Origin of the sequence: Oligosphaera ethanolica (assembly GCF_030814695.1) — a bacterium.
Lineage (GTDB): Bacteria > Verrucomicrobiota > Lentisphaeria > Oligosphaerales > Oligosphaeraceae > Oligosphaera > Oligosphaera ethanolica.
Genome location: NZ_JAUSVL010000001.1, coordinates 4,946,473 through 4,972,798 on the forward strand (window position 1 = coordinate 4,946,473; position 26,326 = coordinate 4,972,798).

At 59.6% G+C, this 26,326-nt stretch carries 20 protein-coding genes and 1 tRNA gene; 8 read left to right on the top strand and 13 right to left on the bottom strand.

All coding sequences use genetic code 11. The features are described 5' to 3' along the window. The first annotated feature begins 36 nt into the window (after positions 1–36). The 3 genes from J3R75_RS17180 (at position 37) to J3R75_RS17190 (ending at position 5,050) form a co-directional block, all read left to right on the top strand. The gene (locus tag J3R75_RS17180) at positions 37–1,374 is read left to right on the top strand and encodes a lysoplasmalogenase family protein (protein ID WP_307264201.1); all 1,338 of its coding nucleotides are present in this window, start codon (positions 37–39) and stop codon (positions 1,372–1,374) included. Between the two features lie 1,154 nt (positions 1,375–2,528). Continuing rightward, the gene (locus tag J3R75_RS17185; protein WP_307264203.1) at positions 2,529–4,172 is read left to right on the top strand and encodes a hypothetical protein; all 1,644 of its coding nucleotides are present in this window, start codon (positions 2,529–2,531) and stop codon (positions 4,170–4,172) included. 179 nt (positions 4,173–4,351) lie between these two features. Next, positions 4,352–5,050, top strand: coding sequence for an alpha/beta hydrolase (locus J3R75_RS17190; protein WP_307264206.1), 699 nt, complete (start codon positions 4,352–4,354; stop codon positions 5,048–5,050). A 160-nt stretch (positions 5,051–5,210) separates the two neighbouring features. Here the strand turns inward: J3R75_RS17190 and J3R75_RS17195 are convergent. Next, a tRNA-Ala gene (locus J3R75_RS17195) sits at positions 5,211–5,287 on the bottom strand. Next, a complete protein-coding gene (locus tag J3R75_RS17200; protein ID WP_307264209.1) occupies positions 5,278–5,442 on the bottom strand; it encodes a hypothetical protein in 165 nt (54 codons plus the stop codon). The genes J3R75_RS17195 and J3R75_RS17200 overlap by 10 nt, the downstream gene beginning before the upstream one ends. Positions 5,443–5,797: 355 nt before the next feature. Here J3R75_RS17200 and J3R75_RS17205 point away from each other — a divergent pair, with 355 nt between their 5' ends. Continuing rightward, a complete protein-coding gene (locus J3R75_RS17205) occupies positions 5,798–6,334 on the top strand; it encodes a GNAT family N-acetyltransferase (RefSeq protein WP_307264212.1) in 537 nt (178 codons plus the stop codon). 112 nt (positions 6,335–6,446) lie between these two features. Here J3R75_RS17205 and J3R75_RS17210 read toward each other — a convergent pair whose 3' ends face one another. Then, complete coding sequence (locus J3R75_RS17210) at positions 6,447–6,818, bottom strand: carboxymuconolactone decarboxylase family protein (protein ID WP_307264215.1); 372 nt, start codon at positions 6,816–6,818, stop codon at positions 6,447–6,449. 243 nt (positions 6,819–7,061) lie between these two features. Between J3R75_RS17210 and J3R75_RS17215 the strand changes: the two genes are divergently transcribed. Next, a complete protein-coding gene (locus J3R75_RS17215; RefSeq protein WP_307264218.1) occupies positions 7,062–8,840 on the top strand; it encodes a putative glycosyltransferase family protein in 1,779 nt (592 codons plus the stop codon). A 20-nt stretch (positions 8,841–8,860) separates the two neighbouring features. Here J3R75_RS17215 and hemW read toward each other — a convergent pair whose 3' ends face one another. The 8 genes from hemW to J3R75_RS17255 all read right to left on the bottom strand — a co-directional run bounded on the left by hemW (position 8,861) and on the right by J3R75_RS17255 (position 17,860). Beyond that, positions 8,861–9,958 (bottom strand): radical SAM family heme chaperone HemW, encoded by a 1,098-nt coding sequence (hemW, locus tag J3R75_RS17220; RefSeq protein WP_307264220.1) that lies wholly within the window; start codon positions 9,956–9,958, stop codon positions 8,861–8,863. Next, complete coding sequence (locus tag J3R75_RS17225; protein ID WP_307264222.1) at positions 9,951–10,475, bottom strand: YraN family protein; 525 nt, start codon at positions 10,473–10,475, stop codon at positions 9,951–9,953. Before J3R75_RS17225 ends, hemW begins: the two co-directional genes overlap by 8 nt. Before the next feature lie 7 nt (positions 10,476–10,482). Further along, positions 10,483–11,244 carry an NADH-quinone oxidoreductase subunit B family protein gene (locus J3R75_RS17230; RefSeq protein ID WP_307264224.1) on the bottom strand — a complete coding sequence of 254 codons (762 nt, stop codon included), beginning with the start codon at positions 11,242–11,244 and terminating at the stop codon, positions 10,483–10,485. Positions 11,245–11,259: 15 nt separating this feature from the next. Beyond that, positions 11,260–12,804, bottom strand: a complete 1,545-nt coding sequence (locus J3R75_RS17235) for a hydrogenase large subunit (RefSeq protein WP_307264226.1) — start codon at positions 12,802–12,804, stop codon at positions 11,260–11,262. Continuing rightward, positions 12,801–14,243: a proton-conducting transporter transmembrane domain-containing protein gene (locus J3R75_RS17240; protein ID WP_307264228.1), complete on the bottom strand. Its 1,443-nt coding sequence runs from the start codon at positions 14,241–14,243 to the stop codon at positions 12,801–12,803. Before J3R75_RS17240 ends, J3R75_RS17235 begins: the two co-directional genes overlap by 4 nt. Positions 14,244–14,315: 72 nt before the next feature. Next, positions 14,316–15,020, bottom strand: a complete 705-nt coding sequence (locus J3R75_RS17245) for a hypothetical protein (protein WP_307264231.1) — start codon at positions 15,018–15,020, stop codon at positions 14,316–14,318. A gap of 33 nt (positions 15,021–15,053) precedes the next feature. Continuing rightward, entirely contained in the window at positions 15,054–15,983 is a 930-nt protein-coding gene (locus tag J3R75_RS17250) for a respiratory chain complex I subunit 1 family protein (protein ID WP_307264234.1), read from the bottom strand. Continuing rightward, positions 15,980–17,860 carry a proton-conducting transporter transmembrane domain-containing protein gene (locus J3R75_RS17255; protein WP_307264236.1) on the bottom strand — a complete coding sequence of 627 codons (1,881 nt, stop codon included), beginning with the start codon at positions 17,858–17,860 and terminating at the stop codon, positions 15,980–15,982. Before J3R75_RS17255 ends, J3R75_RS17250 begins: the two co-directional genes overlap by 4 nt. Before the next feature lie 590 nt (positions 17,861–18,450). Between J3R75_RS17255 and J3R75_RS17260 the strand changes: the two genes are divergently transcribed. Continuing rightward, positions 18,451–19,263 (top strand): undecaprenyl-diphosphate phosphatase, encoded by an 813-nt coding sequence (locus J3R75_RS17260; protein WP_307264238.1) that lies wholly within the window; start codon positions 18,451–18,453, stop codon positions 19,261–19,263. Here J3R75_RS17260 and J3R75_RS17265 read toward each other — a convergent pair. Next, positions 19,260–20,453 carry a M20 family metallopeptidase gene (locus tag J3R75_RS17265; protein WP_307264240.1) on the bottom strand — a complete coding sequence of 398 codons (1,194 nt, stop codon included), beginning with the start codon at positions 20,451–20,453 and terminating at the stop codon, positions 19,260–19,262. The two genes, J3R75_RS17260 and J3R75_RS17265, sit on opposite strands and share 4 nt — an antisense overlap. Positions 20,454–20,636: 183 nt before the next feature. Here J3R75_RS17265 and J3R75_RS17270 point away from each other — a divergent pair, with 183 nt between their 5' ends. Both J3R75_RS17270 and J3R75_RS17275 read left to right on the top strand, forming a co-directional pair. Continuing rightward, positions 20,637–21,950 carry an MFS transporter gene (locus J3R75_RS17270; protein WP_307264241.1) on the top strand — a complete coding sequence of 438 codons (1,314 nt, stop codon included), beginning with the start codon at positions 20,637–20,639 and terminating at the stop codon, positions 21,948–21,950. 458 nt (positions 21,951–22,408) lie between these two features. Continuing rightward, a complete protein-coding gene (locus J3R75_RS17275; protein ID WP_307264245.1) occupies positions 22,409–24,310 on the top strand; it encodes a tetratricopeptide repeat protein in 1,902 nt (633 codons plus the stop codon). A gap of 102 nt (positions 24,311–24,412) precedes the next feature. Here the strand turns inward: J3R75_RS17275 and J3R75_RS17280 are convergent, their stop codons facing one another. Then, on the bottom strand, positions 24,413–25,270 hold the full coding sequence (locus tag J3R75_RS17280) for a TrmH family RNA methyltransferase (RefSeq protein ID WP_307264248.1): 858 nt from the start codon (positions 25,268–25,270) through the stop codon (positions 24,413–24,415). Between the last annotated feature and the right edge of the window lie 1,056 nt (positions 25,271–26,326).

The window sequence follows — 26,326 nt, forward strand, 5'->3', positions numbered from 1 at the left end:
GTTCAGCCAAAGGGACAACAGGAGGTCGGTGACAACATGGCGCATCTCATTCATGCTCTGTGGCTGTTACCGGCGTTGTTTCTTGGGCTGAGCGTCAGCAGCGGTCGCTTCATCTACCTGGCCGGCTTTACGCCGTCGCTGCTGCTGGTCGGTCTGGCGATGGCCTTTGGACGGCGGCCGGTGCCGCGTGGCTGGGGCCTGGCCTTTGGTGGCTTGGCGGCGACCATGATCGGCGACTACTTCCTGGCCTATCGCGGTGCGCGTCTGGACTCCGTGCAGTTCATCTTTGGCATCTGCGGGTTTTCGCTGGCGCAGTGCTGCTGGATTGGCTTCTTTCGCGCTCATGGCCGCATATCGTGGAAATGCGCGTTGGGCCTGGCGCTGGGCATCGGTCTGCTCTATATCGCGCGGCTAGTGCCGGCGACGCCCGGGGCGCTGCTGGTATTTTTCATTGGTCTGTATTCGCTGCTGTCGATCGTCAGCTTCAGCAGTGCCTGCGGGTTGAGCGATCGCCTGTCCGGTAAGAGCGCGTGGATCGTGGGTATTGGCGCGCTGCTGTTTTCCGATGTGATGATTGGCCTGGGCGCCATTCTCAAGATCCGCTATTGGGGGCGCTGGATTGGCGGTACGTACCTGCTGGCGCTGGTGGCCGTCACGTTGGCCCTAGTGCAGGGTGCGCGTGGGACATCCTGTGGCCATGCCCGTCGGCGTCGCTACTTATGCTGGAGTCCCTATGTGATCTTCGCGGGTGCGCTGGGCGCGCTGGCCTGCTTTGTCGCCGCTGCCTGGCGTATGCCCGGTGGGCCCTATCAGCCGACTCGTCGCATGCTGAGCTATTTGGGACGGATTACCCTCAATGGCCAGCACTACGCACCCAGCCATTTTCTTTTCGGCTTTGGCCTAATTATCGCTGTGCTGGCCGTCGCGATCTTTTATCCGGCGCTGGGCGTGTTGGTGCGGCGACGCTGGCAGAAGGAGCTGATCAGCTGGTCTGGCGCAGTGCACTGCGCGGGCTTGCTGATCATCTTTTTTGTGCCGGAAGACCTGTCCATGCTCCAGCATAATGCCGGCTGCAGTCTGGCGGTCGCCGGCGCGGCCGTCACCGCATTGGTCATCTGCCGCTACAGTCGACGATTGGGCGTGAAAGTGCGCGTTGGCGCTTGTGCCTGGATGCTGGCGCTGACCGACGTATTCTGCACGTTCCTCCTCTTGCATAAACTGCGCGTCTGCCCTTTCGCGCCCTACGTGCCCACTTGCCAGAAGCTGCTCATCGTTACCTACCTGGCCTGGCTTGCCTGTCTCGCCGCCGCATTGGGGGCCACACGCAAAAAAGGCTTTGTTTCTCACGCGAAAAAGCAAAGCCGCGAGGGGTAGGGGCGGACTGGTGTGTCGGCCCCCCTGATGAAGATCTCCGTAGCCGCACGGCATGCCGTGGTAATCGGTCAGTAACCATCCCGGTGGGGAAAACACCGGGGTGGTTACTCCTATGAAACACGCTGCCGCAAAGGTCGGCGGAAATCAAGGTCGGATGGCTGGGCGGCGACTGGCCGTGGGTTTCCTGCAAATTGTCCCAGCGAAGCGCCGGGGTGGTTACTGACCGATTACGACGGAGCGGACCGATCGGACCGATCGGACCGATCAATCGTCGGAGCAGTCGGAGCAGTCGGAGCAGTCGGAGCAGTCGGAGCAGTCGGAGCAGTCGGAGCAGTCGGAGCAGTCGGAGCGGACTAATGTCCGCCATCGCCAGTTTGACGGGCAAGGTAATCGGTCACCCATTGAGAATTAAGCCACAGAGCTTCTGGCTGAGTCAAACGCGCCCGTTTCCCTGGCCGCGAAGCGGCAGAAGCGCTGAAAGCGCGAAACATACCAGCCCAGGGCAAGCAGCGCTGAAAGCGCGCGCCGCCCTGGATACAACGGCGACTACGTCCGTGTTCCTCGGCCTCTTTGGCCCCAGTCGGCGCAGCTGACTGGGGCCAAAGAGGCAATGGAACTCACTTACATACCCGGGGTTGACGTCGGCGATATGTCTGTGCGTCCGTTCTCAATGGGTGACCGATTACGGGCGCAGCATCCCAGGTGACCAAAAACATCAGTGATTGCGCCGGAGGCATGACACGTCGCATCCCGCCTCACCAGGGTGAGGCGGGAAAGCCTGCTGAGCTCGTCTGACCAGGGCTGGTATGCTTCGCGCTTTCAGCGCTTCTGCCGCTTCGCAGCGAGGTGAATGTTAGTCGACGACGAGGTCTCGCATAAAAGTGTGCTGGTGACGCGTAATGTTTTTGTGAGCTGGTCCTGGTATCAATGAGTAAGGGATTGCCACAAGCAACCTTCGGCTCGACAAGCAACGCTTGATACCCAATATTAAATCGTAATGCTAAAACGTTCAAACGGCAATGTCGATTCCCCCGCCCCCTGAGGACACCATGACTGGATACAATCCATCGCTACCCCTATTGGTTGCACTGCTTGGTTGCTGCCATATAACAGCCCTTGCCGAACAAGTCACAACTTTAGGAAAGCTCCCTGGAATGAGGATGATCACAGTGGCCGCAAACCAGGCACAAATGGCCGATGCCGATTATTATGGCCTATCCGGCCTGCAAAAAGCCATCCGGGACCTGCCTGAATTGTTGCCGGACAATCCTGCCGAAATCAGGCTCTGCGGAATGTTCCACGCCACGCTGGCTGATTACCTTCCCTGCGGAATCAATTCGGACAAAACGATCATTCCGCCCAAAAAACACCTCGTCATCAGCGGCACTGATCCGGATAAAGACGGCATTGTCGCAGTGCTGCCTGACGACCTCGATATTGCCTATCAGCAGTACTGCGTACTGACCACGCGCGTGTCCATGACGCTGAAGGACCTCACCTTCACAGCCAAAAACATCCGCTACGTGCTCCATGTGTACGGCGGTAGCGCCACCAATGCCCACATCGTCATTGACGGCTGCATGCTTCGCCACAACGGCAGCTCAGGCCTATCGTGGAAACGCTGGCCCCATCCGCGCCCCCTCGGCGTGGGCCTCTCAAGCGGCATGACTTTCATGGTCAAAAATTCTACGTTGTACAGCCACAACCTCGTGCCGATCACTCACGGTTCGAACCACCGTTTTACCAAACCAGCCTACGTTCTCTATGAGAATGTGGCCGTTAGCGCTGGCCCAGCAGTCAGTGACCTGGTCTACCTCTACTCGCAGGGATCCGCCACCATCAACACCATTGAGCTCAAAGGCGTCAGTGGCAAAGGCATGGTCCGCATCGGCGAGGGACAATGGACGCTCAGCAAAATCAGCGAGCAGCCGGCTTGTCACAATGAATTCCGGCTGATCATGCGAGACACGCCACCACGCCCATACCTGTATAACGCCAAGGGAACGGCGCTGAAAATTACGTCCAAAACCACCGGCCCTGGCTCATCAGTCCGCTTCGATGAGACATCCTCGGCCTTCCACTGCCTGATAGCCAACGGCGAACAAACGGACTACGACTATCGCGACGGCGGTAACGCCCTCCCAGGCTACGCCGTCGGCCTCTGTTCCATCCAGGAAAATCCCTACAGCTACCATAAGGGCAAAGTCATCACCGCCCTCGGCAAAAGACTCGGCGACTGCTCGCAAAACCACAAGGCGCTGGGCGTCACCATCAACGGCAAACACCATGACATCATTTTCGCAAAAAACTACGATGGCACAGACCCATTTCATCCCCCCGCATACGACAACGCCGCCATCATTGCCGATATGAACGCCGCTATCGGCAAGGTCGCCGAGGTGGCCACCTGCAACCCCGGCAGCGACTATTACCCCGAATTCGCCGGTCTGACCACGAAAATAAACCGCGACGACTCGGAGGTCCTCGCCGGCATGGGCGTGGTCTTCATGGGCCCCAACGGCTTCCGTAAAGCACGAGCCAGCGATGGCAAAATCGACGCCGTGGTCCTGGACAACGGCCGCGCCGGCGATCCCTGCAGAATCATCACCAGCGGCGAATTATGGGCCGAAGCCACCGGCCAGCGCTTCGCCGCCAAAGAACTTCACGCCGCCAAAAGAAGCCCCGGCGAAAAACTCGGCATTGCCAGCAAACACCCCGGTTACTTCGAACTCAACACCAACCCACCATGCCTGGAAGCCACAGCCGAAAATGTCCTCCACATCATCCCCCAACCGTGAGTCAGTAACAGCATGCAGAACCTTATCGGGCTCTTCTGCATCTTTCCGATCTCACGTCTTTACAGACAGGTAATATGCTAAGAATAACCTTCAAAACGCTTTGGGCCAGATGGTATTTCAGATGCCTCTGTTACGTCCTGATTATTGTTCCTGTCTTTACCATTATAGCCATTATCAACATGGACAAGCTCTTGTTTCCAATTCCCGATGCCACCTCAGCATCTGGTAATTGCCAACTTCGTTCAGAGACTGCAGTACTTGATGCCCTGTGGCTGGAAGGAAAAAAGGACTATCCAGTTATCCTCTACAGTCATGGCAATTATGAAACGCTTAAAGATATACGGCCTCTTTGTTATGAGTTCCGCTTACAGGGATATGGCGTTTTGGCGTATGATTATGCCGGATACGGTTCTTCTTCGGGAAAACCGTCGGCAAAGCAGGCATATAGCGATATTGAGTCGGCTTATGATTTTTTGATACACGAGAAAGGAGTGCCGCCTGCAAATATCCTCATTGTCGGCTATTCTGTTGGCAGTGGCCCAAGCTGCCACTTGGCGTCAATGCACGACGCAAAGGCCCTTGTGCTATGCGCGCCACTTGCTTCAGCTATACGCGTGGTACTGCCATTTTCACTCCCGGGAGACAAATTCAAAAACATCGACAAGCTATCCACCCAAAAAATACCGGTGCTGATTTTTCATGGCGAAAAAGACGATGTCATTCCATATCGGAATGGCAAACTGCTGTATGACAACTCCCTTGGGCCCAAACACCTGGTGACAGTTCCAAATGCAAGCCATAACGATTTGTTTGACTGCCTCGGAGATGATTTCTGGAGCGAAATCAAATCCTTCCTTGCAGAAATCCGCCAATTGTAGGCCTTGCCAGAAGAAGCATCAAGGCATAAGCAAGGCACGTTTTGGGCACTTTCGCAGAGCCGGGCAGGATAGCGGGCTCAGGCATCTTGTTTCGCGACACTAGCGCATATAAAAAAACAAGCCTGCCAGCAATAACTGACAGGCTTGTGATTTTGGTAACTGGTGGAGCTAAGGGGATTCGAACCCCTGGCCTATACGTTGCGAACGTATCGCTCTAGCCAACTGAGCTATAGCCCCGGCGTATCTGAAAACGTGTTTAAATTACCCGCCACGGTCGCTTTTGCAAGCAGCGGCAGGCGAAAAAAACGCTTGCCCGGTAATCGGTCACCCATTGAGAACGGACGCACAGACATATCGCCGACGTCAACCCCGGGGATGTAAGTGAGTTCCATTGCCTCTTTGGCCCCAGTCAGCTGCGCCGACTGGGGCCAAAGAGGCCGAGGAACACGGACGTAGTCGCCGTTGTACCCAGGGCGGCGCGCGCTTTCAGCGCTGCTTGCCCTGGGCTGGTATGTTTCGCGCTTTCAGCGCTTCTGCCGCTTTGCGGCCGGGGAAACGGGCGCGTTTGACTCAGCCAGAAGCTCTGTGGCTTAATTATCAATGGGTGACCGATTACCTGCGCCCTTGCATATTTCGTTTGTAGACGTTGTGCGCCGGCGGCCGTGCTATATTTTGCCGCGTTACTGGATGGCGGCGGCAGGTTTTCCGCCGCGGCACGATGAAACCCTAGCAATAGGACAAACGAGCATGGCAGCACGGCAGTTGATGATGCGTTATCCCGTTGAACGCCTAGAGGCCCTGAGTGATCCGGTCTTTGCGCCTGACTTTGTGCTCAGGCCCTTTCGCGATGGCGACGAGGCCGGGTATCTCGCCTTGATGCGCGCAGCAGGCTTTCCTTGGGCTGATGACATGATACAGACGGTGCAAGGCAAGGCCATGCCCGGTGGCATTCTCTTTGCCTGCGACGCCAAGACGGGACGGATCGCCGCTACGGCCATGGCCAACAAATTCCGCCCGGAAACACCCGATGACTACGAATTGGGGTGGGTCGCGGCCCATCCCGACTACCGCGGCAAACAACTCGGCACGAAAATCTGCGCCGCGGTGCTGATCTTCTACCGCCAGGCCGGCGTCCGACACGTCGCCCTGCACACGGATGACTTCCGCAAGCCGGCGCTGGTGACCTATCTGCGGCAGGGATGGCAGCCCGTCATTGATGACGAGGAAATGGCCGCCCGCTGGCAGGCCGTCCGCGAAGAACTGGGGATACCAGCAGCGCCATAAAGTCAGAGTATTACCTCATGGCAGGCCATGAGGAAACGCAAACGCCCGGGGCGGGTAAGTGCAAGCTGAGCCCGTCCCGGGCGTTTTTCGCTATTTAAGATCTTCGTTGAACTTATTTGATGTCGATAGTGAGGCCAATGGCCTTGTTGAAGTTGTTGAAAGCGCTCATCGCGGCGGCGACTTCAACGGCGGCGGTGATTTCCTCGTCCGTGGCGCCGGCGCCCTTGGCGATGGCGCGGTGAGCGCTGAGGCAGTATTCACAGCCATTGACGGCCGAGACCGCAATGCAGATAAGCTCTTTGGTCTTGGGGTCGAGGCCCTTGCCAGCCACATCCGACAGCTGCATCAAGGAGCCAAGAAAATCGCCATTGCGGCCCATGGCCTGAAAGACTTCCGGGACAAAGCCGAATTTCTTCTCGACGTTTTCTTGGATTTGCTGGGCTTTGGCGTCGCCAGTTTTGTTGTAGAGTTTTACGCTTGCCATAGTTATACTCTCCTCAGGTATTGTGGCCGGATTGGCGGCCGTTTTTTTCGTTATGCCTTGGCGCCGTGGCTATTGTTTTCATGGCGTCAAAAACTACTGTAAAGACATTGACTGGTCGCACATGTTCCCAGCGAGGCCGTAAATTGCCGCATCGGCGTCGCCCGCCGCTGACAAGCCCAGCCATGCTTCCGCCTCTTCCGCCTGTGATCTGATTGTTGCCACGCAAAGTGGGGAAAGTCCGTTATGAACATCGTGTCTGTGCTTGCTTCGTATCACGATCGGCTTTTGGAGCGGCTAAGTCCGGCGCGGTTTTATCCGCTGTTGCTGGCCGTGTTGTGCGTTGCTGGCCTTCTACCCTTACTGATGCCGGGCTTGCCGATGGGGCACGACATGTACTATCATTTTTCGCGTCTTCACGCCATGTGCGAGGGATTGCGGCATGGCGTGTTCCCGGTGATGATCAACGCGTCGGCTCTGCAGGGCTATGGCTATGCCAGTGGCTTGTTTTATCCCGATTTCTTTTTGTATCCCGTGGCGTTGCTGGGCGTCTGCGGCATGAGTTTGGTCAACGCGTACAAAGTCTTCCTGATCGTGTTGGTCTTGGCCAATGCTTTCAGTGCCTATGCGGTGGCGTGGAAGATTGGCCGTGATCACTTTGTGGCTTTTGCTGCCGGGTTGCTCTACACCTGGAGCAGCTACTTTGTGGTGGATGTCTTTCTACGTGCGGCGGTGGGCGAGATGACCGCTTTTCCGTTCTTTCCGTGGATACTGCTGGGGCTTTACGAGATCGTCTATCGCGACTGGCGCAAATTTTACTATCTCGCATTGGGTTTTGCGGGCCTGACGCTGTCGCACAATCTGTCGTTGGTCATTATGGCGTTGGTGACCGCCGCGCTGCTGGCTTTTTGGCATGTGCGACTCTTGTGCGAGCCGCGCCGTATCGCCGCGGTGCTTGGGGCGGTGTTGCTCACCTGGCTACTGAGCGGTTTTTATCTGGTGACGTTGCTGGAGCAAATGGCGTCAAACACGTTTATTCTGAGTAATGTAGCCACGGGGTCGATTGCGGATCGCGCCGTGGCGTTTCCGCGTCTTTTTCTAGAATTCCCTTTTATGAAACTTGAGCATTGGATACCGCCGGGCATTGGCGTGATCCTGCTGGTGGTGCTTTGCCAGCGACTGCGTTTTCGTGGTGGCGACAGCAACGCCCAGCATTTTCGTGACGCACTGTTGCTTATGGGCGTAGTCTGCCTCTTGTGCGCCAGCCATTTTGTGCCCTGGGAGGGAGCCCTGCGCACTCTTGCGGTTATTCAGTTCCCCTGGCGGTTTTACTTGCCGGCGACAGCTGGCTTGGCGCTCGGCGGGGCCCTGACTTTGGGGACGATTGTGAACGGCACGGCGTCTGCCCGCCGGCGTTGGCTGTGGCTACTCATTGTCGGCTGCGCCTCGCCATGGTGGCTGAATATTTGCTACCAGTATGCGGCGAAGATCCACGAAAAGAACATCTTCCGCACATTCACGCCCGGGGTCAAGCAGGAGGCCAGTGGCTTGGTCTATTTGCCGAAGGGCGTGTTGCCCGAAGACCTCGCCGAACGTGGCGAGAAGCTGCTGGCTGTGCCGGAAATACCGCTGAGTTTCACGCGGCCGCGGCCGGGCATGATTGAGCTGACCTACGAGGGCAACCGCAGTGACTGTGAGGTGGAATTGCCGCTGGTGTGGTACAAGGGCTTTGGCGCGGAACTCAAGGACCAGCGTGGTAAACGCACCACCCAGGTCAGCAGTAGTTCACGCCATTGCGTGACGGTACTCATTCCTGAAGACAGCGGTGCAGGGGTCATTCGGGTGTGGTATCGCGGCACGGCTCTGCAGCGACTGACGCGTTGGGTATCACTGATCAGCGCCATCGTCATGGTCGGTCTGTGGTGGCAGCAACGCAGCCGCCGCAAGGTCAGTGATCAGCAGGCGGTGGCGCAGGCCGAGGCCGAGGCGCTGGCCGAAGCGGACGGCGGCAACACCCAGGCGTGACGCCGCGCCAGACCTCGACCTCAAAGCAGTTCGGCGACGAGGTCGTCGTTGAAGAGTAGCCCCTGGCGGGTTGGTCGGGCGCCATTGGCGTCTAGGGTAATCAGGCCGAGTTTTTGCAGGCGGCGCAGAGCGTCGCCGCGAAATGCCATGGGTTCGCGCTGGCAGCGCTGGCGGTATTCATCCCACTGCCAGCCGGTGACGCAGCGCATGCCGAAGGCGAGGATTTCGGCGGCACGGGCGTCGGCGTCAATGTGGTCGACTTCGGGGGGTCGGCCATTGAGCCACTGCTGGAATTGGGCCGGGTTGGTCCAGCGGTCCTGACCGTCGAAAGACGTCGCGGCCGGTCCGCAGCCCAAGTAGCTGGCGCCATGCCAGATGCGTTGATTGTGGCGACATTCGTCTCCGGGACGGGCAAAATTGGATATCTCGTAACGACGCAGGCCCTGTTGGCCGAGTAGTTCGTCACTGGTGTCCCAGAACGCAACGAAGTCGTCGTCGTACAGGTCGTTTTGCAGCGATTGCGCCAGGGCCGTGCCTTCTTCGAGTGTCAGCGCGTATGCCGAGAGATGGGATGGCTGCCAGGACAGGGCTTGGGCGAGGTCGTCGCGCCAGTCAGCGAGCGTCTGGCCGGGGATGGCGAAGATCAGATCGAAGTTGATGCGCGAGATGCCGGCATCGCGTGCCGCGCGCATGATCGCCGGCAACTGTGCCAGGCTGCCACGGCGGCCGATGCGTTCGCGCAGTTGCGCCTTGAAGCTTTGAATGCCGATGCTCAGGCGATTGACGCCGGCGGCGGCGAGAAGGGCGATTTTTTCCGGCGTCAACGACTCCGGGTTGGCCTCGACGGTCCATTCGCAGTCTGCTGCGAGGACGAAGTTGTTGCCAATGATTGCAAGAAACTCTTGCAGTTCATCTGGTGACAGAATGTTCGGAGTGCCACCGCCCACGAAGATCGTTTGCAGTGGTTCGCAATTTGGCGCCCGGCGACGGCATTCAGCCGCCAGTGCCGTCAAGTAGCAGCGGTGCTGTGCCGGCGTGGCTGCGCCCAGCGAAAAGAAGGCGCAGTAGGCGCATTTGCCGGCGCAGAAGGGCACGTGGATATAGAGAGAGTCAAACATGACGGGGAATATACAGCGGCTTGGCGTCGTTGGCATCGCGTGCGGCGCGGCCGCTGGCGACGGCGACGCTGCGTTCGTCAAAGACTGCCGGCCAATAGCGGATTTCGGTCAAGCGCCAGGAGCTGAAAATGACCTCGACGATGCCGAACGTGTAGTGCAGGGGCGGTTGGCCGATACCGCGCAGGTACTGCTGTGCCGCTCGGATCAGCCGTTGGCGTTTGCGGTTGTTGACGGCGTCGGCCGGGCGTGAAAAGGGGCGTTTGTGGCGCGTTTTGACTTCGACGAAACAGAGATTGCAGCCGTCCCGGGCGACGATGTCGATTTCGCCGCTGGTGACGCGGTAGTTGCGGCAGATGATATCCAGGCCGATCTCCTGCAGAGCACGGCAGGCCATGTTTTCGCCACGGGCGCCGAAGCGAAGGTGTTTGGCGCGGCGTTTGGCGAAGCGACCGATGTTTTTCGGCAGCAGCGCCGTCAAGGCGTTCTGGAGAGTATTTTGGAGACGTGCATGCGTCATGCTGACCTCAGCTGCGGCCCATGAGTCGGAGTAGGCCTTCGAGGATGGTCGTGGGGTGTGGCGGGCAGCCGGGAATGTACAGGTCTGGCTTGAAGATAGCCTCCAGGCCGCCGTGGGTCTCGGGGCTGTCGGCAAAGACGCCGCCGGAGATGGCGCAGGCGCCGCAGGCGATGACCCAGGCCGGGCGGGGCATGGCATCGTGGGTCTTCCGCAGGGCCAGCAGCATATTACGCGTGACGGGGCCGGTGACTAGGATGCAGTCGGCGTGTCGCGGCGATGCCACGACTTGGATGCCGAAGCGGCCCATGTCCCAGGCAAGGGTGCCCAATACGTTGAAATCCAGTTCACAGGCCGCACAGCCGCCAGCGGATACCTGGCGGATTTTCAGCGACTGGCCGCAGAAATCGCGGCATTGGGCGTTGCCGGCAGTGGGCGGCGCCCAGGCCGCAGCGCTGGCGCCCGCTACGAGCTGCTCACGCGCGAAGGCGGCCAGGCGGTACTCCTGGCCGAAGGCAATGGCCTGGCGTGGGCAGATGGCGGCGCATTTGCCGCAGAAGAGACAGCGGCCAGTGTCGATCTGCGGGCCGTTGGCGCTGACGCTGACGGCCTTGGCGGGGCAGATGTCCAGGCAGGCTGAGCAGTCCTTGGGGCAGGGGCCGGCGAGGAGTTGCGGCCGGCCCTGGAAATGATCTGGTAGCGTAGGTGCCACAGCGGGAAAACGGCCCGTGCGATGACCCTGGAACAGCCTTGCCTTGAGTGCCTTGTACATGACGTGGGCTCCTCCTTACAGATCATGTCCGCAGTAGGACAGATTGAAACTCTTGTTGCAGATCGGAAAATGCGATATCTGTTCACCACGCAGAGTCAGCGCCAGGCCGTACCAGTTGTGGAAGGATGGATCGACGATCTTGTAGTGGCGGAAACGGCCGTGACTGTCCGTCAGGGCGACATGACAGAGTTCGCCGCGCCAGGCTTCCTGCAGGGACACCGCGATCATTGATGGCGCCAGTGCTCTTGCCGGGGAGTGTTGCGAGGACAGTGCGGACGTCTGTTCGTCAGCACTAAGCTCGGTGGCGGCATTCAGCGCCTCATTGAGCCATTGGTTGGAGGCGTCGAGTTCGCGGCGGCGGACCATCGCCCGCGCGAGAACATCGCCGGCGCCTTCGGCGCAGAGGGACAGCGGCCGGTCGGTGTAAGGGCCGTAGGGATGGCTGAGGCGGATGTCGTTGTTTAGCCCCGAGGCACGTCCCGCCACGCCGACAATGCCCACTGCGGCCGCATCGGCCGGGGCGAGTACGCCGGTGTTCTCAAAGCGGTCCAGCACGGACGGGGTGTCGAAGAGCAGATCGAGGGCGTTAGTCAGGTCGGCGTGGACGCGTTTGCGCCAGGCCTGCAGGTCGGCGACCTTCTTGTTGTCGGCGAGGTAGCGCAGACCACCGGGCAGCACATAACCGCGGCCAAAGCGATTGCCGCAGAGCGCGGCGGTCATATTGAGGTACTCGCCGCGAATCCGGCCGCAGAACGACTGTGTGGGTAGGAAGGCGACGTCGCCAGCCAAGGCGCCGAGGTCACCGGTGTGGTTGGCACTACGTTCGAACTCCAGGGCGATGCCCCGCCAGAGCTCGGCAGCCGGACTGGCCTGGCAGGCCGGCGACAGGGCCGCCAGCAAGCGCGCATAGCACCACGCCGATGCGATGGATGTGTCGCCCGCCGCGCACTCAATGAGCTGGGCGCTGCGGACATCAGGGCCGCCCACGAGCATCTTCTCAATACCCCGATGCTGGTAGCCCAGGGAAATTTCCAGGAAGATCACTTCTTCGCCCAGGCATTGGAAACGGAAATGGCCCGGCTCGATGACGCCGGCGTGTACGGGGCCGACGGCGACCTCGTGGGCGGCTTCGTCCGCAATGCGCAGGTAGTCGGTAACGCCGGGCAGGACATCGGCGCCTTTGCCGACCGGTGGCCGGGTGAAGCGTATGGGCTTGGGCCATGGGTGGTTTTCGCAGACCAGGCCGGTGACTTCGGCGATTTCGCGTTCAAACCAGTGAAAGGCCGGGCAGTCCGCACTTAGCGCCAAGTAGCTTTTGCTGACGCGGCTGGCGGCGAGTCGGAGTAGATGCGCGCGGTCGTCGGCGAGGACGGCGATGAGCTCGAAGTCACCAGGCTGATTGTCTGCGGGCGTAGCGAAGAAACTTGACACGCGCAGGCCGTCTTGCATGACGGCTTGGATGAGCTGCGCGCGGAAGTCGTCAAAGGGCAGCACCGGTAGGTCGGCGATGGGCGCGGCGGCGCCGTTGGGCAGTGCCAGGAATGTTGTGTCCATGTTCATACCCACTGACTGCTTTCGATGAAGAAGATTAGTGCTGTACCCATGGCCAGCACGGTGACTACTGCCAAGGCGGGAATGCTACAGAGTGACTCAGCGGCCTTGACGGCTTCGCTGTCGGGTGGTGTTTCAGGCCGTGGGCCCATGACCATGTCCAGGCAGATGCTGGCCATGCCGCAGAAGACGACAAAGAGCAGCGTCAGCACAGTGGCGCCTAGCCACAGTGGGGCCTGCGTCACGAGCAGAAGCTCGGTGATGAAGAGCGGCGATGGTGGCGTGCCGCAGATCAGCAACACCCCGATCACCCACAGCGTCGCTGTTCGTGGGATGGCGCCGAACATGCCTTTGATGTCGTGGACAACCCGGGTGTCGTAGGTCAGGTAAATATTGCCGGCGACGAGGAAGAGCATCATCTTGGTGAGGGAATGGCCGCAGAGGTGCACGTAGGCCACGTTGTTCATGCCCAGGCCGAGGATGATCGTAGCCAGGCCCATGTGCTCGACGCTGGAAAACGCCAGCATGCGCTTGTAGTCGCGCTGGCGGATGATAAAGAAGGCCGCGACCACGAGCGAGCAGAGGCCAAGGGCAATCAGCAAAGTCCGGCAAAACCCGGTCAGTTCCGGCGGCGCGATCTGCACAAAACGGAAGATGCCGAGGAATGAGCAGTTCAGCAACGCGGCCGACAAGAGGGCTGAGACGGTCGCTGGCGCTTCGCTGTGTGCGTCCGGCAACCAGGTGTGGAAGGGGGCTAAGCCCATTTTGGTGCCGTAGCCGGCGAGGATGAAGATGAACGCGGCCTTGAACCAGGTGCTGTTGAGCTCATGACGTGCGGCCATGAGGGCGCTGAGGTTGAGGCCGGGCGATAGCTCGTGCGCGCCGGTGAAGGCACTTGCCAGCAGGAGGGTACCGAAGAGCGCCAGGCCAATGCCCACGGAGCAAATCAGCAGGTATTTCCACATGGCCTCCAGCGAGCGCGGTCCTTGGTGGAAGATGATCAGCGGTGCGCTGGCCAGCGTTGTCGCCTCGACGGCAATCCACAACACCCCGAGATTGCGGGCTACCAGTACCATGCTCATCATGCTGAGGAAAGACAACATACAGGCGACAAAGAGCCCCGGCCGCAAGGAATGGCCGTGTCCGCGCTTCATGCCCAAAAGCCGGTCGGCTGGGTACCACCGGGCGCTATGGGCGGCGACACAGGCGAAGAGCAGTGAGGTGAGGGTGAGCAGCAGCCTACTGACGTGGTCAAGGCCAAAGAGGTCAATGCCGTGGAAACTGACGAGGTCGGGTGCACGCCCCGGGAGCGTCACATAACATACCAGTAAGAGATGACAGACCGCGCCCAGCTGCAACAACCGCAGGGGCCACTGGCCGTGGCGGCAAAGACCGAGCGCCAGGACGGCAAACAGTAGCGGCAGTAAAATGATCAGCACTAGTTCCATGATGGCTCCATGCGTGTTTCTGGTAGGCGACCGGAGGCGGTCGCTCGGAGTACCGGTGCAGACTTACGGTAGTTATTCCCCTGTATATCCCGCCGGCGTCGCCGGGCTTTCTGGGTCGCGGCGGTCGCGGAGGGTGTTGAGGCGGTCGGCGTCAATGTGCTGAAATTCCCGACTGATTTTGAAGACGGCGATGCCCATGATAAAGACAAGGGCGAAGACATCGAGAAGAATGCCCAGTTCGACGATGGCGCCGTGGTGGACCATCAGGCCGCTGGCGAAGACCGCGATGCCATTTTCGAAGACCAGGAAGCCGATCACCTGAGTGATGGCCTTGCGGCGGGCAATGATGACGAAAAGGCCAATGAGCATGGTTGCGGCCGCCACCGGTATGGCCAGCAGCGCGGAATTGGTGGCGGCGGCGCCAATGAGATGGCGATAGCCCGCGAAACAGCCGGCGATGATCAGCATGGCGATGAGCTGTGATAATGCGTAACCCACCAGTGGTTCGAGCTCGCGGCGGACCTGCGCCCGGCGCATGGCCAAAATCAGCAGCATGGGCAAGGCAACGCCTTTGACGGCGATGTTCACGATCGCGAGGAACACTAGTTCGCCGTGGGGGGCCGAGCTCTGCCAATCCCAGAAGATCAGCGGCATGATGCCCAACAACACGCCCTGCAGGGCCACCAGCTGGATGCAGTGCACGAGCCGGCTTGACGACACCAGCACGATGCTGCTGAGCAGAAACATAATCAAGATGATTTCAGGCAGAGATGACATGAGGGCAGGTCCTTTCGTTCCGAACCGCGACCACTAGAAAAAAAGAAGCAGCAGGACTGCCGTGAGGACGGCGGCTAGTGAACCAACCAGTAGATGCGGCACTTTCAGGAAGCGATAGCGGGCCATGATGGACTCGACCACGCCAATGCCGACTGCAAAGACCATGATTAGGGCCAGGTACAGCAGCATGCCGGTGAGCGGGCCAGCGACGCGTTGTGGCAGCAGCAGCAGGGTCAGCACGGCGCAGAAGGACCACAGCTTCAGGCTGGCAGTGTAGTGGATCATGGCCAGTTCGGGGCCGGCATAGTCGAGAATCATGGCCTCGTGGATCATGGTGAGTTCCAGGTGGGTCTCGGGATCGTCGAAGGGTAGACGGCAGTTCTCCACCAGGATGACAATGAAAAAAGCGCCGGCGACCAGCAAGACGGCCGGCACGCTAATGCCCGGAGTGACCAGGCTCAGTGGGCTGAGCAGGTCCGACAGGCAGATGCTGCGGGCGACGATCGCCAGGAAGATCACGATGGCAAACAACACGGCCTCGGCCAGCACCGAGAAATGCGCCTCGCGACTGGCGCCCATGCCGGCGAAACTGGAGCCGGTGTCCATGGCGGCGAGGATGGTCAGCATGCGGGACAAGCCCAGCAGGTAGCAGAAGAAGATGACGTCGCCGCCAAAGGCCAGCGGCGAGCGGAAGAGCCCACCGGGAACGAAGAGCATCGCCATGATCGTGGCTAGCAACGACATAATGGGCGCCAGTTGTAGCACGCCGGAGGTCGTGCGGCTGAAGATGCCGGCCTTACGGCTGAGCTTGAACATGTCGTAATACAGCTGCAGAAGCCGCGGTCCGCGTCGGCCCGCAAAGAAGGCCTTGACCTTATTGATAATGCCGAAGAGTAACGGTGCCAGCAACAGCGACGCCAAGAACATCGCCCACCAGAAGCCGTGATTGACGTTGTACATCATTTGCTGATCTCCTCCGTGACGGCTGTTGGCGGCGTCGGCCGGTCCACGCGATGGCAGAACATTCCCCAGACGAGCATGACCACCAGCGCCAGTACCATGGTCAGGATGTAGGCGTGGAGGAAGCCCGACTGCATGCTGTGCGTCTTGATCGCCAGGCGACCGAAACGCCCGAAGAGCGGTTGCCAAACGCTGCTTAGCGCCCGGTCCTGCGAGTTCAAGTCCGCACGGATTTCACGGGGGAAGAGCGCTTCTGGCCGCTGCAGTTGCCGGCGCAACTTGAGGACGCTGGCAAAGGCGTCGAGCAGTGGCTGGGCGAAGGCCGTGCCGGTGTACTCCATACGTGCGGAAGGCGCTGCGTAGCCGCAGTCCCACGTCACGCCTTCGACGTCCTGCCGGCGTGCACCCAGTCGTTGCCGCCAGCGGATGGCCGTAGCTGACACGCCGATCAAAAATAGCGACAGGATGCTCGGCATGCTTAGCAGCAAGGCGATGTCAGGCACCGTGAAGCCGGCAGCACTTTCGCCCGCCAGACGTGTGAGCAGCGGCGTAAACATCGGCAGGATGTACGGTGCCAGGAAGAGTAAGCACAGATTGACGAGCAGGAGCGCGAGGGTGCAGCCGCACATCGTCCAGCTGACTTCGCGGGCTTTTGCTGCGCAGTCGCTGCGGGGCTCGCCCAAAAACACGGCCGAGATGACTTTGGCATAGGCGGCGACGGCCAGGCCGCCGACGGTGGCCAGGGTGATGATGCACAGCAACGACAGTGCCCGCAGCGGGCCGTGGCCGTTGATGACGCCATTGAAGGCCGCTGCGTAGATGAGGAATTCGCCGAGGAAGGCGTTGCCCGGCGGCAAGCCGCTCAACGATAGCGCGTTGGCGGCGAAAGCACCGCCGGTCCACGGCATGCGTTTCATCAGCCCGCCGAGTTTTTCCATGTTAAGCGTGCCGGTAGCGCGATAGACGGCGCCGGCGCCAAGGAAGAGGGCGCCCTTGAGGGCCGCGTGGTTGAACATGTGCAGCAATGCGCCGGAGAAGCCCAGTATGGCCATGCCGGGGACGTCGTATGCTACGCCGAGCACGCCCAGGCCGTAGGCCATGGTCATAATGCCAATGTTCTCAATGCTTGAATAGGCCAGGAGGGTCTTGATGTTGCGCTGGGGTAGGGCGAGGACGATGCCCAGGAGGGCACCAATAAGGCCGAGTATGGCCAGCAACCAGCCGCAGAGAAGCAGCGTGTCACCCGAAAACAGCACAAAACGCAGGATGCCATAGAGGCCCAGTTTGATCATGGCCCCGGACATGACTGCCGACACCGGCGCCGGCGCTGCCGGGTGAGCCGACGGCAGCCATACATGCAGCAGCGGAAAACCGGCCTTTAGGCCAAAGCCGATAATGCCCAGCACCGCTGGCAACCATAGCATGCCCGGGCTGAGGGGGCTGCTGTCGGCAACGAACATCATGATGAGAAAGGCCGCCCCGGCGTGGCAAGCGAGGAGGTATATCCAGCCCGCGCGACGGCTGGCGGCGGCGTCCCAGTCGAAGATCACCAGCGCGAAACTGGCGATGCCCATGACTTCCCAGGTCAGCAGAAAGAGCGGCGCGGAGCGCATTAGGGGGACCATGAGCATGGCCGCCAGCGTCAGGTTGTAGAAGAACCAGTAGAGGCCGCTGCGGGCGGCGCCGTGGCCATGCAGATAGCCAATGCTGTGTATCGCCGCAACTAACCCCAGTAAGGCCACCGGCAACAGAAACAAGAGGGATAAGAGGTCGTACGCAACACCGATGCCATGAAATAGCAGCTGAGTTTCATCCCAGGGGCCACCCGTAAACCCCATCGTCCGCACTAGCACCAGCAGAGTCAACAACAGAGCCGACATGCTTACGATTGCACTGCAGCTGCCGATCTTCATCGCCAGAGAAGGCCGCGAGGATAACAACAGGGATAATAAGCCACCAAAAAGCAATAGCGCTAAGCAAGCAAAAAGGTGTGTCACGGGCTTCTCCGCCGAAAGGTGAACGAGTAGACAATAGGGCACCGATCAAATCGACGAGCTCGTAATGTATTGCTTGATGCCGTATTTGAAAGATTAATAATGACAAATTATGACAAGACTGGCAATGTTTGGTAATTTGGGGGAGCGGACCGATCGGATTAGGGCGGACACATAGGTCCGCCACTACGCGGTCTGATCGGTCTGATCTTTTTGGTTATCGCGGACGGATCGGACGGATCGGACGGATCGGACGGATCGGACGACTTGATCGGTCTGATCGGTCTGATCGGTCTGATCGGTCTGATCATGTCCTACGCGCACTTACTGTCGGGTGAATGCCGGTGACATTGCAGAATGGGGTCGGGTGCTTAGATTAAAGGCCGGTTAACGGCAGCCTGCCACATTTATGGCCTGCCGGATTGCGGCCGTGTTGTCACGGCCTTTTTCATTTTTCCTACGTATATGGAGCGTTCATGTTATTGTCACTCAAGACGGCCCTGCTGGGCATCATCCAGGGAATCACGGAATTTCTGCCCATCAGCAGCACTGGCCACATGATATTGGTCGACGAGTTCATGCAGATCGACTCGGTCTTCAAGGAGTCTTTTTTTGTCATTGTGCAGCTGGGTTCCATCTTGGCGGTGCTGGTGTATTTTCACCGGAAACTCCTGCCGGTAGCCGCATTGCGTGACCGTGAGCTGCGGTGCCAGACTTTCTTTCTGTGGCTGAAGACGGCGGTGGGCGTCATACCCGCGATTGTGGTCGGGGGACTTTGGGGCAGTTGGATCAAAAGCCAGCTGTATGATTCGGCGATCGGCGTGGGCATCGCCTTGTTTTTGGGCGGCATTGCGCTGCTGGCGATCGAAAGCCGGCGTTTGCAGGTGAAGGTCGAGAGCATTGACGCCTTGTCCTATGCCCGGGCCTTCGCGATTGGTTGCATCCAGTGCCTGGCGATGATACCGGGCGTATCGCGTTCGGCGTCGACTATTTTAGGGTCGTTGTTGCTGGGGACATCGCGCAGCGTGGCCGTCGAGTACTCGTTTTTGCTGTCGATACCGACCATGTTTGCGGCATCGGCCTACAGCATACTGAAGGAAGGGGCGTCGCTGACGGGTGAGCAATGGCTGGCCACGGCGGTGGGTTTCGTGGTGGCCTTCTTAGTGTCCTGGGCGGTGATCGCCTTCTTGATGGATTACATCCGCCGCCGGGATTTCAAGGTCTTTGGCTGGTACCGCATCGTCCTGGGCGTGCTCATCATTCTGTGGTTTGCGGTGCTAGGAAACTAATTCGAGCCGGGCGGGGGGGAGTGCTGCGGGCCTTGTTTGGCAAATTCAGTGGCGACATCGACATAGAGCTCGTAGGCCTGCTGGAACTGATCCAGTTCCAGGTACTCCACTGCACTGTGGGCTACGGCGATGTCGCCCGGTCCCATAACCACGCAGGGGAAGCCCATGGCTGAGAGCTGGCCACCATCGGTGCAGTAGGCTACGCCGCTGGGCGTGTCGTCCAGCCCGTGTTGGCGTAGAGTCGTGCGGATGCTTGCCGGCAGGGGATGTTCTGCGGCGGTGTGCATGGCCGGCGAGATGTCCACCACCTGTAATTCCACTGTGAAACCCAGCGCTGCCGATGCGCGCGCAGTCATATCCGCAAAGAACTCATTGGGCGCAGTGACGCATGGCACCAGGCGAAAATCGCAAACCAGCCGGCAAAAATCCGGTACGATATTGTTCTTGACGCCGCCGGCGATGATACCGACTGACAGCGTGCAACCGTCGCGGAAGACCTCGTCTTTGATGCGCGCCAGCTCAGGGATGGTGACCGTTTCTAGGTAGTTGAGCAGGTGTCCGGCCTTGTAAATGGCGTTGTCGCCCAGGTGTGGACGTGAGCCGTGAGCGGCCTTGCCGCGGCAATGGAGTTCGATCGTGGCGTGGCATTTGTGGGCGACCACCAGATGATTCCGCGTCGGCTCGCCAACAATGACGCCGTCGACCGTATAGCCACTGAGGTCGAGCAGAGCCGAGCCCTGGCAGCCCGTTTCTTCGGCGCAGGTGGCGATGTAGAGCAAGTTAATAGGCGTCTTGGTGGCGATGAGCGTTTCGCAGGCGGTGAGCATGGCAGCGAGGCTGCCCTTGGTATCGCAGGAGCCGCGGCCGTACAGGCGCCCGTCGCGGACTTGCGGATCGAAGGGATCTATACTCATGCCGGCGGTGCCGACCGTGTCCATGTGGGCATTGAAGGCCAGTGTGGGCAAACCGTCGTCAACGTGATGTCTGGCAATCAAATTCGGGCGCTTCGGCGCCGGGTACTGCCGCGCGACACTGAATCCCAGCGCATTCAGCTTGCCGGTCAGGTAGTCCGCCATGTCCTCTTCATTCGCTTCCCGGAGGCCTGGCGCGCCAAGCGCGAGGGTGTTGCGGCTATCGATGCGAATCATGTCCGATAAATAAGTAATGCTTGTTGCCAAACGCGTGTCCATGGTCCTCCAGCTGATGTGAGCGCGGAAATGTGAAGGCCAATACACTACCACGTCTTGCCTGCTTGGCAATCGCGGGAACGGGGCGAACGAAATGCGATGTTGCCTGCTTGTAAAAGGCGGTCGCTGTAGCACATTCACGGCTTGATCATCCCGTTCCCTATTATCCATTCATGGAGTTACGACATGTTCAACCTGAACAGCGCGCCGGTTGAGCCAACGCCGGCCTTGCGGCGCCGCGCTGAGCACAAGGCAACAGGCTCGGCGGTATTTGGGGCCATGGGCGATGTCACCTTGACCGACAGCGCCATCATCATTCTGTTTGCCCAGATGATCGGTGCCGGCGACATGTTTTCCATGTTGACGACATCATTGATGCCGCTATTCAATGGTCTGTGCGTGATCCTGATGGCGTGGTTGGCGGAGCGCATGGGCTACCGCCGGCTGATCATCCGCTCCTGCTCCTTGAGCGTCATCGCCTACATCCTGGTGGTCTTCACGCCGTTTTTTGGCAGTGGCTCGGTACCGGTAGTCATGTTGATCGGCCTGCTGTTGATATTTTCGGTGCTGCACACGGCCTATGTGGCGGGGTGGTTTCCGCTGCTTGACACCTTTCTCACCAAAGAACGTCGCGGGCCTTACCTGAGCACGATGCGTTTCTCGTGGCAGCTATCGGCCGCCACATTTTTGTTTTTGGCGGGGCTATTCATCGGCAAAGAGCCGCCCTTGTGGAAACTGCAGGTCGTGCTGTTATGCGGAGCGCTGGTTTTTGCCGGCCGCATTTTTTTCATTGCCGCCATCCCGGAATTCGTGGTCCAGCGCAAGGACAGTTTTGGTTTTGCCGATGGCTTGCGCCGGGCACTGGCCAACAAGCCACTAGTGGGATTCTCGGTATATCTTTTCGTGCTTAATCTGGCGGCATACGGGACCTTGCCCCTGACGACGATTTATCTCAAGAAGTATTTGATAGCGCCTGATAACGTCATTGTGATGATTTCAGCGGTGACTTTGGTGGGCATGCTGTTGGGGTCATTGGTTGCCGGTCGGGTGATTAAGCGCTGGGGCATCAAGAACACCCTGTTATTCATCCACATTACCTATGCGTTTGTGAACGGGGCCCTGTTTTTCATCAGCGAAGGGCGGCCGGTGACCTTTGCGCTGGTGACGCTGCTGCTGCTGCTTTACAGCGTCACCTTCGCGATGGCGTCCATTGCCACGACCTACGAGATGCTAGCTTTGGCTACACCCGGCAACAAGGCGATGGCCATGGCCTTTTGCGTGACCTTTTACTCCAGCGGCTCAGGCCTGTCGCGACTCTTTTCGTCGCTGTTGCTGGGGTCGGGCATTTTGGCGCCGAGTTGGTATATCGGCAGTATGCATGTCTGCCACTACCAGAGCCTCTTTCTACTCTATGCGGTGGCGATTGCCTTCGCCGCCATGTTCCTGGTCGTCGTGCCGGCAATCTTCCCACGCGGCGAATATCTCTACGACGTGCACTAAGCGAGTGGTCTGGGGAATGTCTTACGCCGGGATGGCCAGCAGCGCCAGGGGATTGCGCTGCGTTATCTGTTCGATGTCGTCTGCTGTAGCGCCACGAGCCAGCAGGGCCGGGATGACCAGGTCGTGCACCACGCAGAGGCGCCCGGCGGCCGCTTGCCATGGGCACTTAGGTCGCGCCTTAGGCGCTGAATACTTGGCCCGCTGTCACGAGGATGGAAATAATATCTGCTCTCGACTACCAGCGTGGGTAATGGCACCCACCGCTGAACGAAAGAATCTGTAAGCATGAAAAATAACGCGCGCCGAATAGCAAAGAACGCCAATGCATAATATGTCATAATTTGCTATCATTCAGATAATTACACATTGAATATAAGCGTTTTCCCCGCTAGTTTTATGGCGGATTCCGGCAGGTGTCGGGACCGCACTGATGATGTCTGTACGCGAGGAGGACACGGATGAACAAATGGTCGCCGGCAAAGAAATTTTCGTTGCGTCGGGCTATGCGCCTGGCTATGCGTTTCAGGGACGAGGTAAAGCGGCAAGAATCCCAGCGGCCTGCGCCGATGAAGGGCATGTTGTGCGTAGCCGTGACACTTGAAGATCGTCTTTATGGCGATCTGTTGACGCGTTATTGCGAGCACTGGCTGGAAATTGGCGCCGACGCGGACAATGAGCGCGAGTGTCTGCGCAGCGGTCTGCGCCGGAGTTGGGAGCAGGCTGCTGCTGGCGATGCCGATCGGCTCTTTGAAATCGCCTTGCTTTTTTTCTCCAGTTCGCATCGTCCCGACCATGACTTGGCGCAGGAATGGTGCCGGGAATGCGCTGACCATTACGAAAACCGGCAGGATGTCGAGGCGCTGTTCAGAATGGCTTTGCTGTGCCAGGCGGGCTGGGGGCGGCAGGCCGACAGTGGCCATGCCGTCACCCGTCTGCGTGCCGCCGCCGAAGCCGGTCACGCCGATGCGGCCTACGAAATGGGCGTGTTCTGCTGGGAAGGCCATGAACTACCGCAAAGCGACAGCGAAGCCGAAAAGTGGTTCCGGCTGGCGGCCGAATGGGGCTCGCCGCTCGTTTTGCAGTACATCTACTCGCTGGGCGTGCGCTACCTGATGGGGCACGGAGTCGAAAAGGATCATTCCCGCTCGCGGCGGTGGTTCGATCTGGCTGCACAATTGGGCCATCCCGAGGCTGCAGAAGTCATGGCGATGCACGACTATCCTGATTGCTCACTGACGGCAGCGGAGCAGGAACGGCAGCGTTATTGGGAGAAACACCGGCTGCATGACGAGGAAGATCGCGCCCAAAGTGGCGATGCCGACGCTCAATTACTCCTGGCTTTGCGCTACGAACGGGGCGAGGGCGTCGAGGCTGATGCCGCCATGGCAGCCAAGTGGTTTGAGGAGTCCTTCCGCGGCTTCTTGTTCAAGGCGCAGCATGACGATCCCGAAGGCGATGCCGCGCACAGCCTGGCGCAGTGCTATCTCTTTGGCCAGGGCACGGCCAAGGACTACGCCAAGGCCGCTGAGTGGTTCGCCAAGGCCGGCGAGGCGGGCAATTTTATGGCCTTCACCGACCTTGCGCTCCTGCTGCTGGATCACGACCGCGTGACGGGCATGACGCCGCTGCAAGTCGCTATCTGGATCGACCGCGCTGGTAAACTCCACAATTTTGACGCCGTCGACATGCTCTGTGACTACGCGATTCGGCGCGGAGCTGACTACGAATGGCGCAAAGAGGTCACCGAGGAAAGCTGCCGGCTGGCGATCGAATGGTACAGCGTCGCGGCCAATGCGGATGACGTCTCGGCCCAGGTCAGTCTGGCCCAGCTGTATGAGTCCGGCCATTGTGGTACGCCAGATTTGGCGCTGGCCGAGTTCTGGTATAGCAAGGCCGCCATTCAGAATCAACGCCTTGCCAACGGTGGCAACCCCTACGCCCAGCGTGATCTGGCGTGCCTCTACGAAGATGGCAAAGGCGTCAGACAGGATGACGCCATGGCCAAAATGTGGTTCAAAAAAGCCGCCGCGACTTTTCGTGAACGCGCCGAAAAAGGTGATGCGGCCGCCCAATGCGAATTGGCCGACATGTTCTGCTGCGGCGCCGGCGTTGATTTTGATCCTGAAGAAGCCGAAAAGTGGTACCAGTCAGCTTGTGCCAAAGGCTCGGAACAGGCGGAAAAACACTACGGGAACTTCTGCATGAAGATGGGCTGCATCTGCCTCGGGCTTGATGATCCCGACAGCAACTCCGTTGACCGCCATGCCGCCGTAAAATGGCTGCAAAAGGGGGCCAAACTTGGCAATACCCACGCCATAGACGCTCTCGACTACCTGCAACAGCAAGATATCGGCGACTGAATTGGCGGGCGAAGGGCGGCGGGCACATCTCGTCCAGGCGACAGGAATGTCGCGCCACAGAGACGGGAAATGAGCCGGCACTGGCGTTTCCGCCGGCTGCTGTCAGCAGTCGGCGCTGTCGGGTACGGCGCCGGTGTCGCTGACGGCACCGGCGGCGAGGCGTTGGCGGAGGACTTCGTAGAGCATGATGGTCGTGGCGGTGGCGACGTTGAGTGAGTCGGCCTCGCCCATCATGGGCAGCCTGGCGCAGACATCAGCGGCATTCAGCCAAAAGTCGCTGAGGCCGAATTCCTCGGCGCCGACGACGATGGCGACTGGCCCGGTCATGGCCACGGCGGTGTAGATCGTGTCGACGTGGGGCGACGACGCGATGACACTGACGCCGCGTTGCTTTAGCCACGCGGCGGCAGCGGCCGACGTCGTTTCCGCAATGGGCATGGTAAAGAGATTGCCGGTGCTGGCGCGCACGACGTTGGGGTTGAAGAGGTCCGTGCGCGAATCGCAGAGAATGATGGCGCTGACGCCGGCCGCATCTGCCGAACGGAGGATGGTGCCGAGATTACCGGGTTTTTCGATCTGTTCGCAAACCAGGTAGAATTCCGGCCGGTCGCTGCGAACAATTGCCTCAAGGTCGGCTAGTCCGCGATGACGTTGCGGACCGATGCCGAGGAGCCCCTCGGGTCTGTCGCGATAGGCCATTTTGTGGAAGGCCGGCGCCGAGACCTCGTAGGCCGTCGCCCCACGCTGTTCGAGTTCGGCGATCAGCGTGCCTTCATTTTTACCCTGGAAGAGCTCGGGGCAGACGTAGAGTTCGTCAATGGGGTAATTGCCGGCGATGGCGCGGGTGAGGGCACGATAGCCTTCAACCAGCACCTTCTGATCGCGGTCACGATCACGGCGATCGCGCCATTTGACGATCTGCTTGATCTTGGGATTCTGGACGCTGCTGATTTGGATCATGATTGGACCTGGGGGGATAACGGCGGAATTTTCTGCTTAACGCGGACGGTCTTGCGCCTTAATGTAACGCCAGGACCGCACCGCGACGGCCGCAGCGACGCGAAAAGTCGAGACGGCAAGTAATCGGTCAGCCATAGATAATAGCCGGGACCGTGGTGACGCCTGGGACCGATGGACTAATTGGCGACTGTGCGCTGGGGTGAGGACTCGTGGACTCATGAGGCATGATCCCATGGATTGGACTGTGGGGACTTTTGGGACTGTGGGGAATGACGCCTTGGACGCCGGGGACTGCTTGAGGACCTCTTGGACTCTTGGGAGCGCCGCCGGCCCTGGGTTACTGATCCGGGCCGAAAACCGCTGCCATGCGATGGCGATGTTTTTGCGCCGTAGGCGCTTAACCATGCTTAACCCCAGGCTTCAGCCCATATGCGTTAAGTTGTTCTTTTTTTTCGATTTTTTATCCAAAAGTCCCCTTTTCAAAGCGACAAAGGCGGCCTGACATGTCTTTCCCGTAATTGGTCAGCCATTGATACCAGCCATTCCTGCGGCCTTTGGTTTTCAGCACCGAAGGTGCGCCCTAAGATAGCCCAGGGCAAGCGCCCGCAGGGCGCGTCGCCCTGGGTAAGGTGCCCCATCCCAAAAGAGCCCTGAAGGGGCGGCCTAAAAGACCTGCGACGAAGGGTCACAGCGCAAAATTGCCGCAGCAATCAATGAGTTCCATTGCCTCTTTGGCTCCAGTCAGCTTCGCCGACTGAAGCCAAAGAGGCTGAGGAACACGGACCAATATGGCGCGCTACCCAGGGCGGCGCGCGCCTTCGGCGCCGCTTGCCCTGGGCTATCTTAGGCCGCGCTTTCAGCGCTTCTGCCGCTTCGCGGCGGAAATGCACGACGAGAAAAGGCTGCTTGGTTGAAACAACAAGTGCCATGGATACCGTTAAATGAAGGGCATCGGTTTCATAGGAGCCATAGATAATAGCCGGGACCGTGGTGACGCCTGGGACCGATGGACTAATTGGCGACTGTGCGCTGGGGCGAGGCCTCGTGGGCAAGCGA

Excerpts from the sequence above, each read along its gene's own strand:
- J3R75_RS17180 (WP_307264201.1), top strand. The coding sequence starts at position 37 with ATGGCGCATCTCATTCATGCTCTGTGGCTGTTACCGGCGTTGTTTCTT.
- J3R75_RS17185 (WP_307264203.1), top strand. The coding sequence starts at position 2,529 with ATGAGGATGATCACAGTGGCCGCAAACCAGGCACAAATGGCCGATGCC.
- J3R75_RS17190 (WP_307264206.1), top strand. The coding sequence starts at position 4,352 with ATGGACAAGCTCTTGTTTCCAATTCCCGATGCCACCTCAGCATCTGGT.
- J3R75_RS17200 (WP_307264209.1), bottom strand. The coding sequence starts at position 5,442 with ATGGAACTCACTTACATCCCCGGGGTTGACGTCGGCGATATGTCTGTG.
- J3R75_RS17205 (WP_307264212.1), top strand. The coding sequence starts at position 5,798 with ATGGCAGCACGGCAGTTGATGATGCGTTATCCCGTTGAACGCCTAGAG.
- J3R75_RS17210 (WP_307264215.1), bottom strand. The coding sequence starts at position 6,818 with ATGGCAAGCGTAAAACTCTACAACAAAACTGGCGACGCCAAAGCCCAG.
- J3R75_RS17215 (WP_307264218.1), top strand. The coding sequence starts at position 7,062 with ATGAACATCGTGTCTGTGCTTGCTTCGTATCACGATCGGCTTTTGGAG.
- hemW (WP_307264220.1), bottom strand. The coding sequence starts at position 9,958 with ATGTTTGACTCTCTCTATATCCACGTGCCCTTCTGCGCCGGCAAATGC.
- J3R75_RS17225 (WP_307264222.1), bottom strand. The coding sequence starts at position 10,475 with ATGACGCATGCACGTCTCCAAAATACTCTCCAGAACGCCTTGACGGCG.
- J3R75_RS17230 (WP_307264224.1), bottom strand. The coding sequence starts at position 11,244 with ATGTACAAGGCACTCAAGGCAAGGCTGTTCCAGGGTCATCGCACGGGC.
- J3R75_RS17235 (WP_307264226.1), bottom strand. The coding sequence starts at position 12,804 with ATGAACATGGACACAACATTCCTGGCACTGCCCAACGGCGCCGCCGCG.
- J3R75_RS17240 (WP_307264228.1), bottom strand. The coding sequence starts at position 14,243 with ATGGAACTAGTGCTGATCATTTTACTGCCGCTACTGTTTGCCGTCCTG.
- J3R75_RS17245 (WP_307264231.1), bottom strand. The coding sequence starts at position 15,020 with ATGTCATCTCTGCCTGAAATCATCTTGATTATGTTTCTGCTCAGCAGC.
- J3R75_RS17250 (WP_307264234.1), bottom strand. The coding sequence starts at position 15,983 with ATGATGTACAACGTCAATCACGGCTTCTGGTGGGCGATGTTCTTGGCG.
- J3R75_RS17255 (WP_307264236.1), bottom strand. The coding sequence starts at position 17,860 with ATGTCGGCTCTGTTGTTGACTCTGCTGGTGCTAGTGCGGACGATGGGG.
- J3R75_RS17260 (WP_307264238.1), top strand. The coding sequence starts at position 18,451 with ATGTTATTGTCACTCAAGACGGCCCTGCTGGGCATCATCCAGGGAATC.
- J3R75_RS17265 (WP_307264240.1), bottom strand. The coding sequence starts at position 20,453 with ATGGACACGCGTTTGGCAACAAGCATTACTTATTTATCGGACATGATT.
- J3R75_RS17270 (WP_307264241.1), top strand. The coding sequence starts at position 20,637 with ATGTTCAACCTGAACAGCGCGCCGGTTGAGCCAACGCCGGCCTTGCGG.
- J3R75_RS17275 (WP_307264245.1), top strand. The coding sequence starts at position 22,409 with ATGAACAAATGGTCGCCGGCAAAGAAATTTTCGTTGCGTCGGGCTATG.
- J3R75_RS17280 (WP_307264248.1), bottom strand. The coding sequence starts at position 25,270 with ATGATCCAAATCAGCAGCGTCCAGAATCCCAAGATCAAGCAGATCGTC.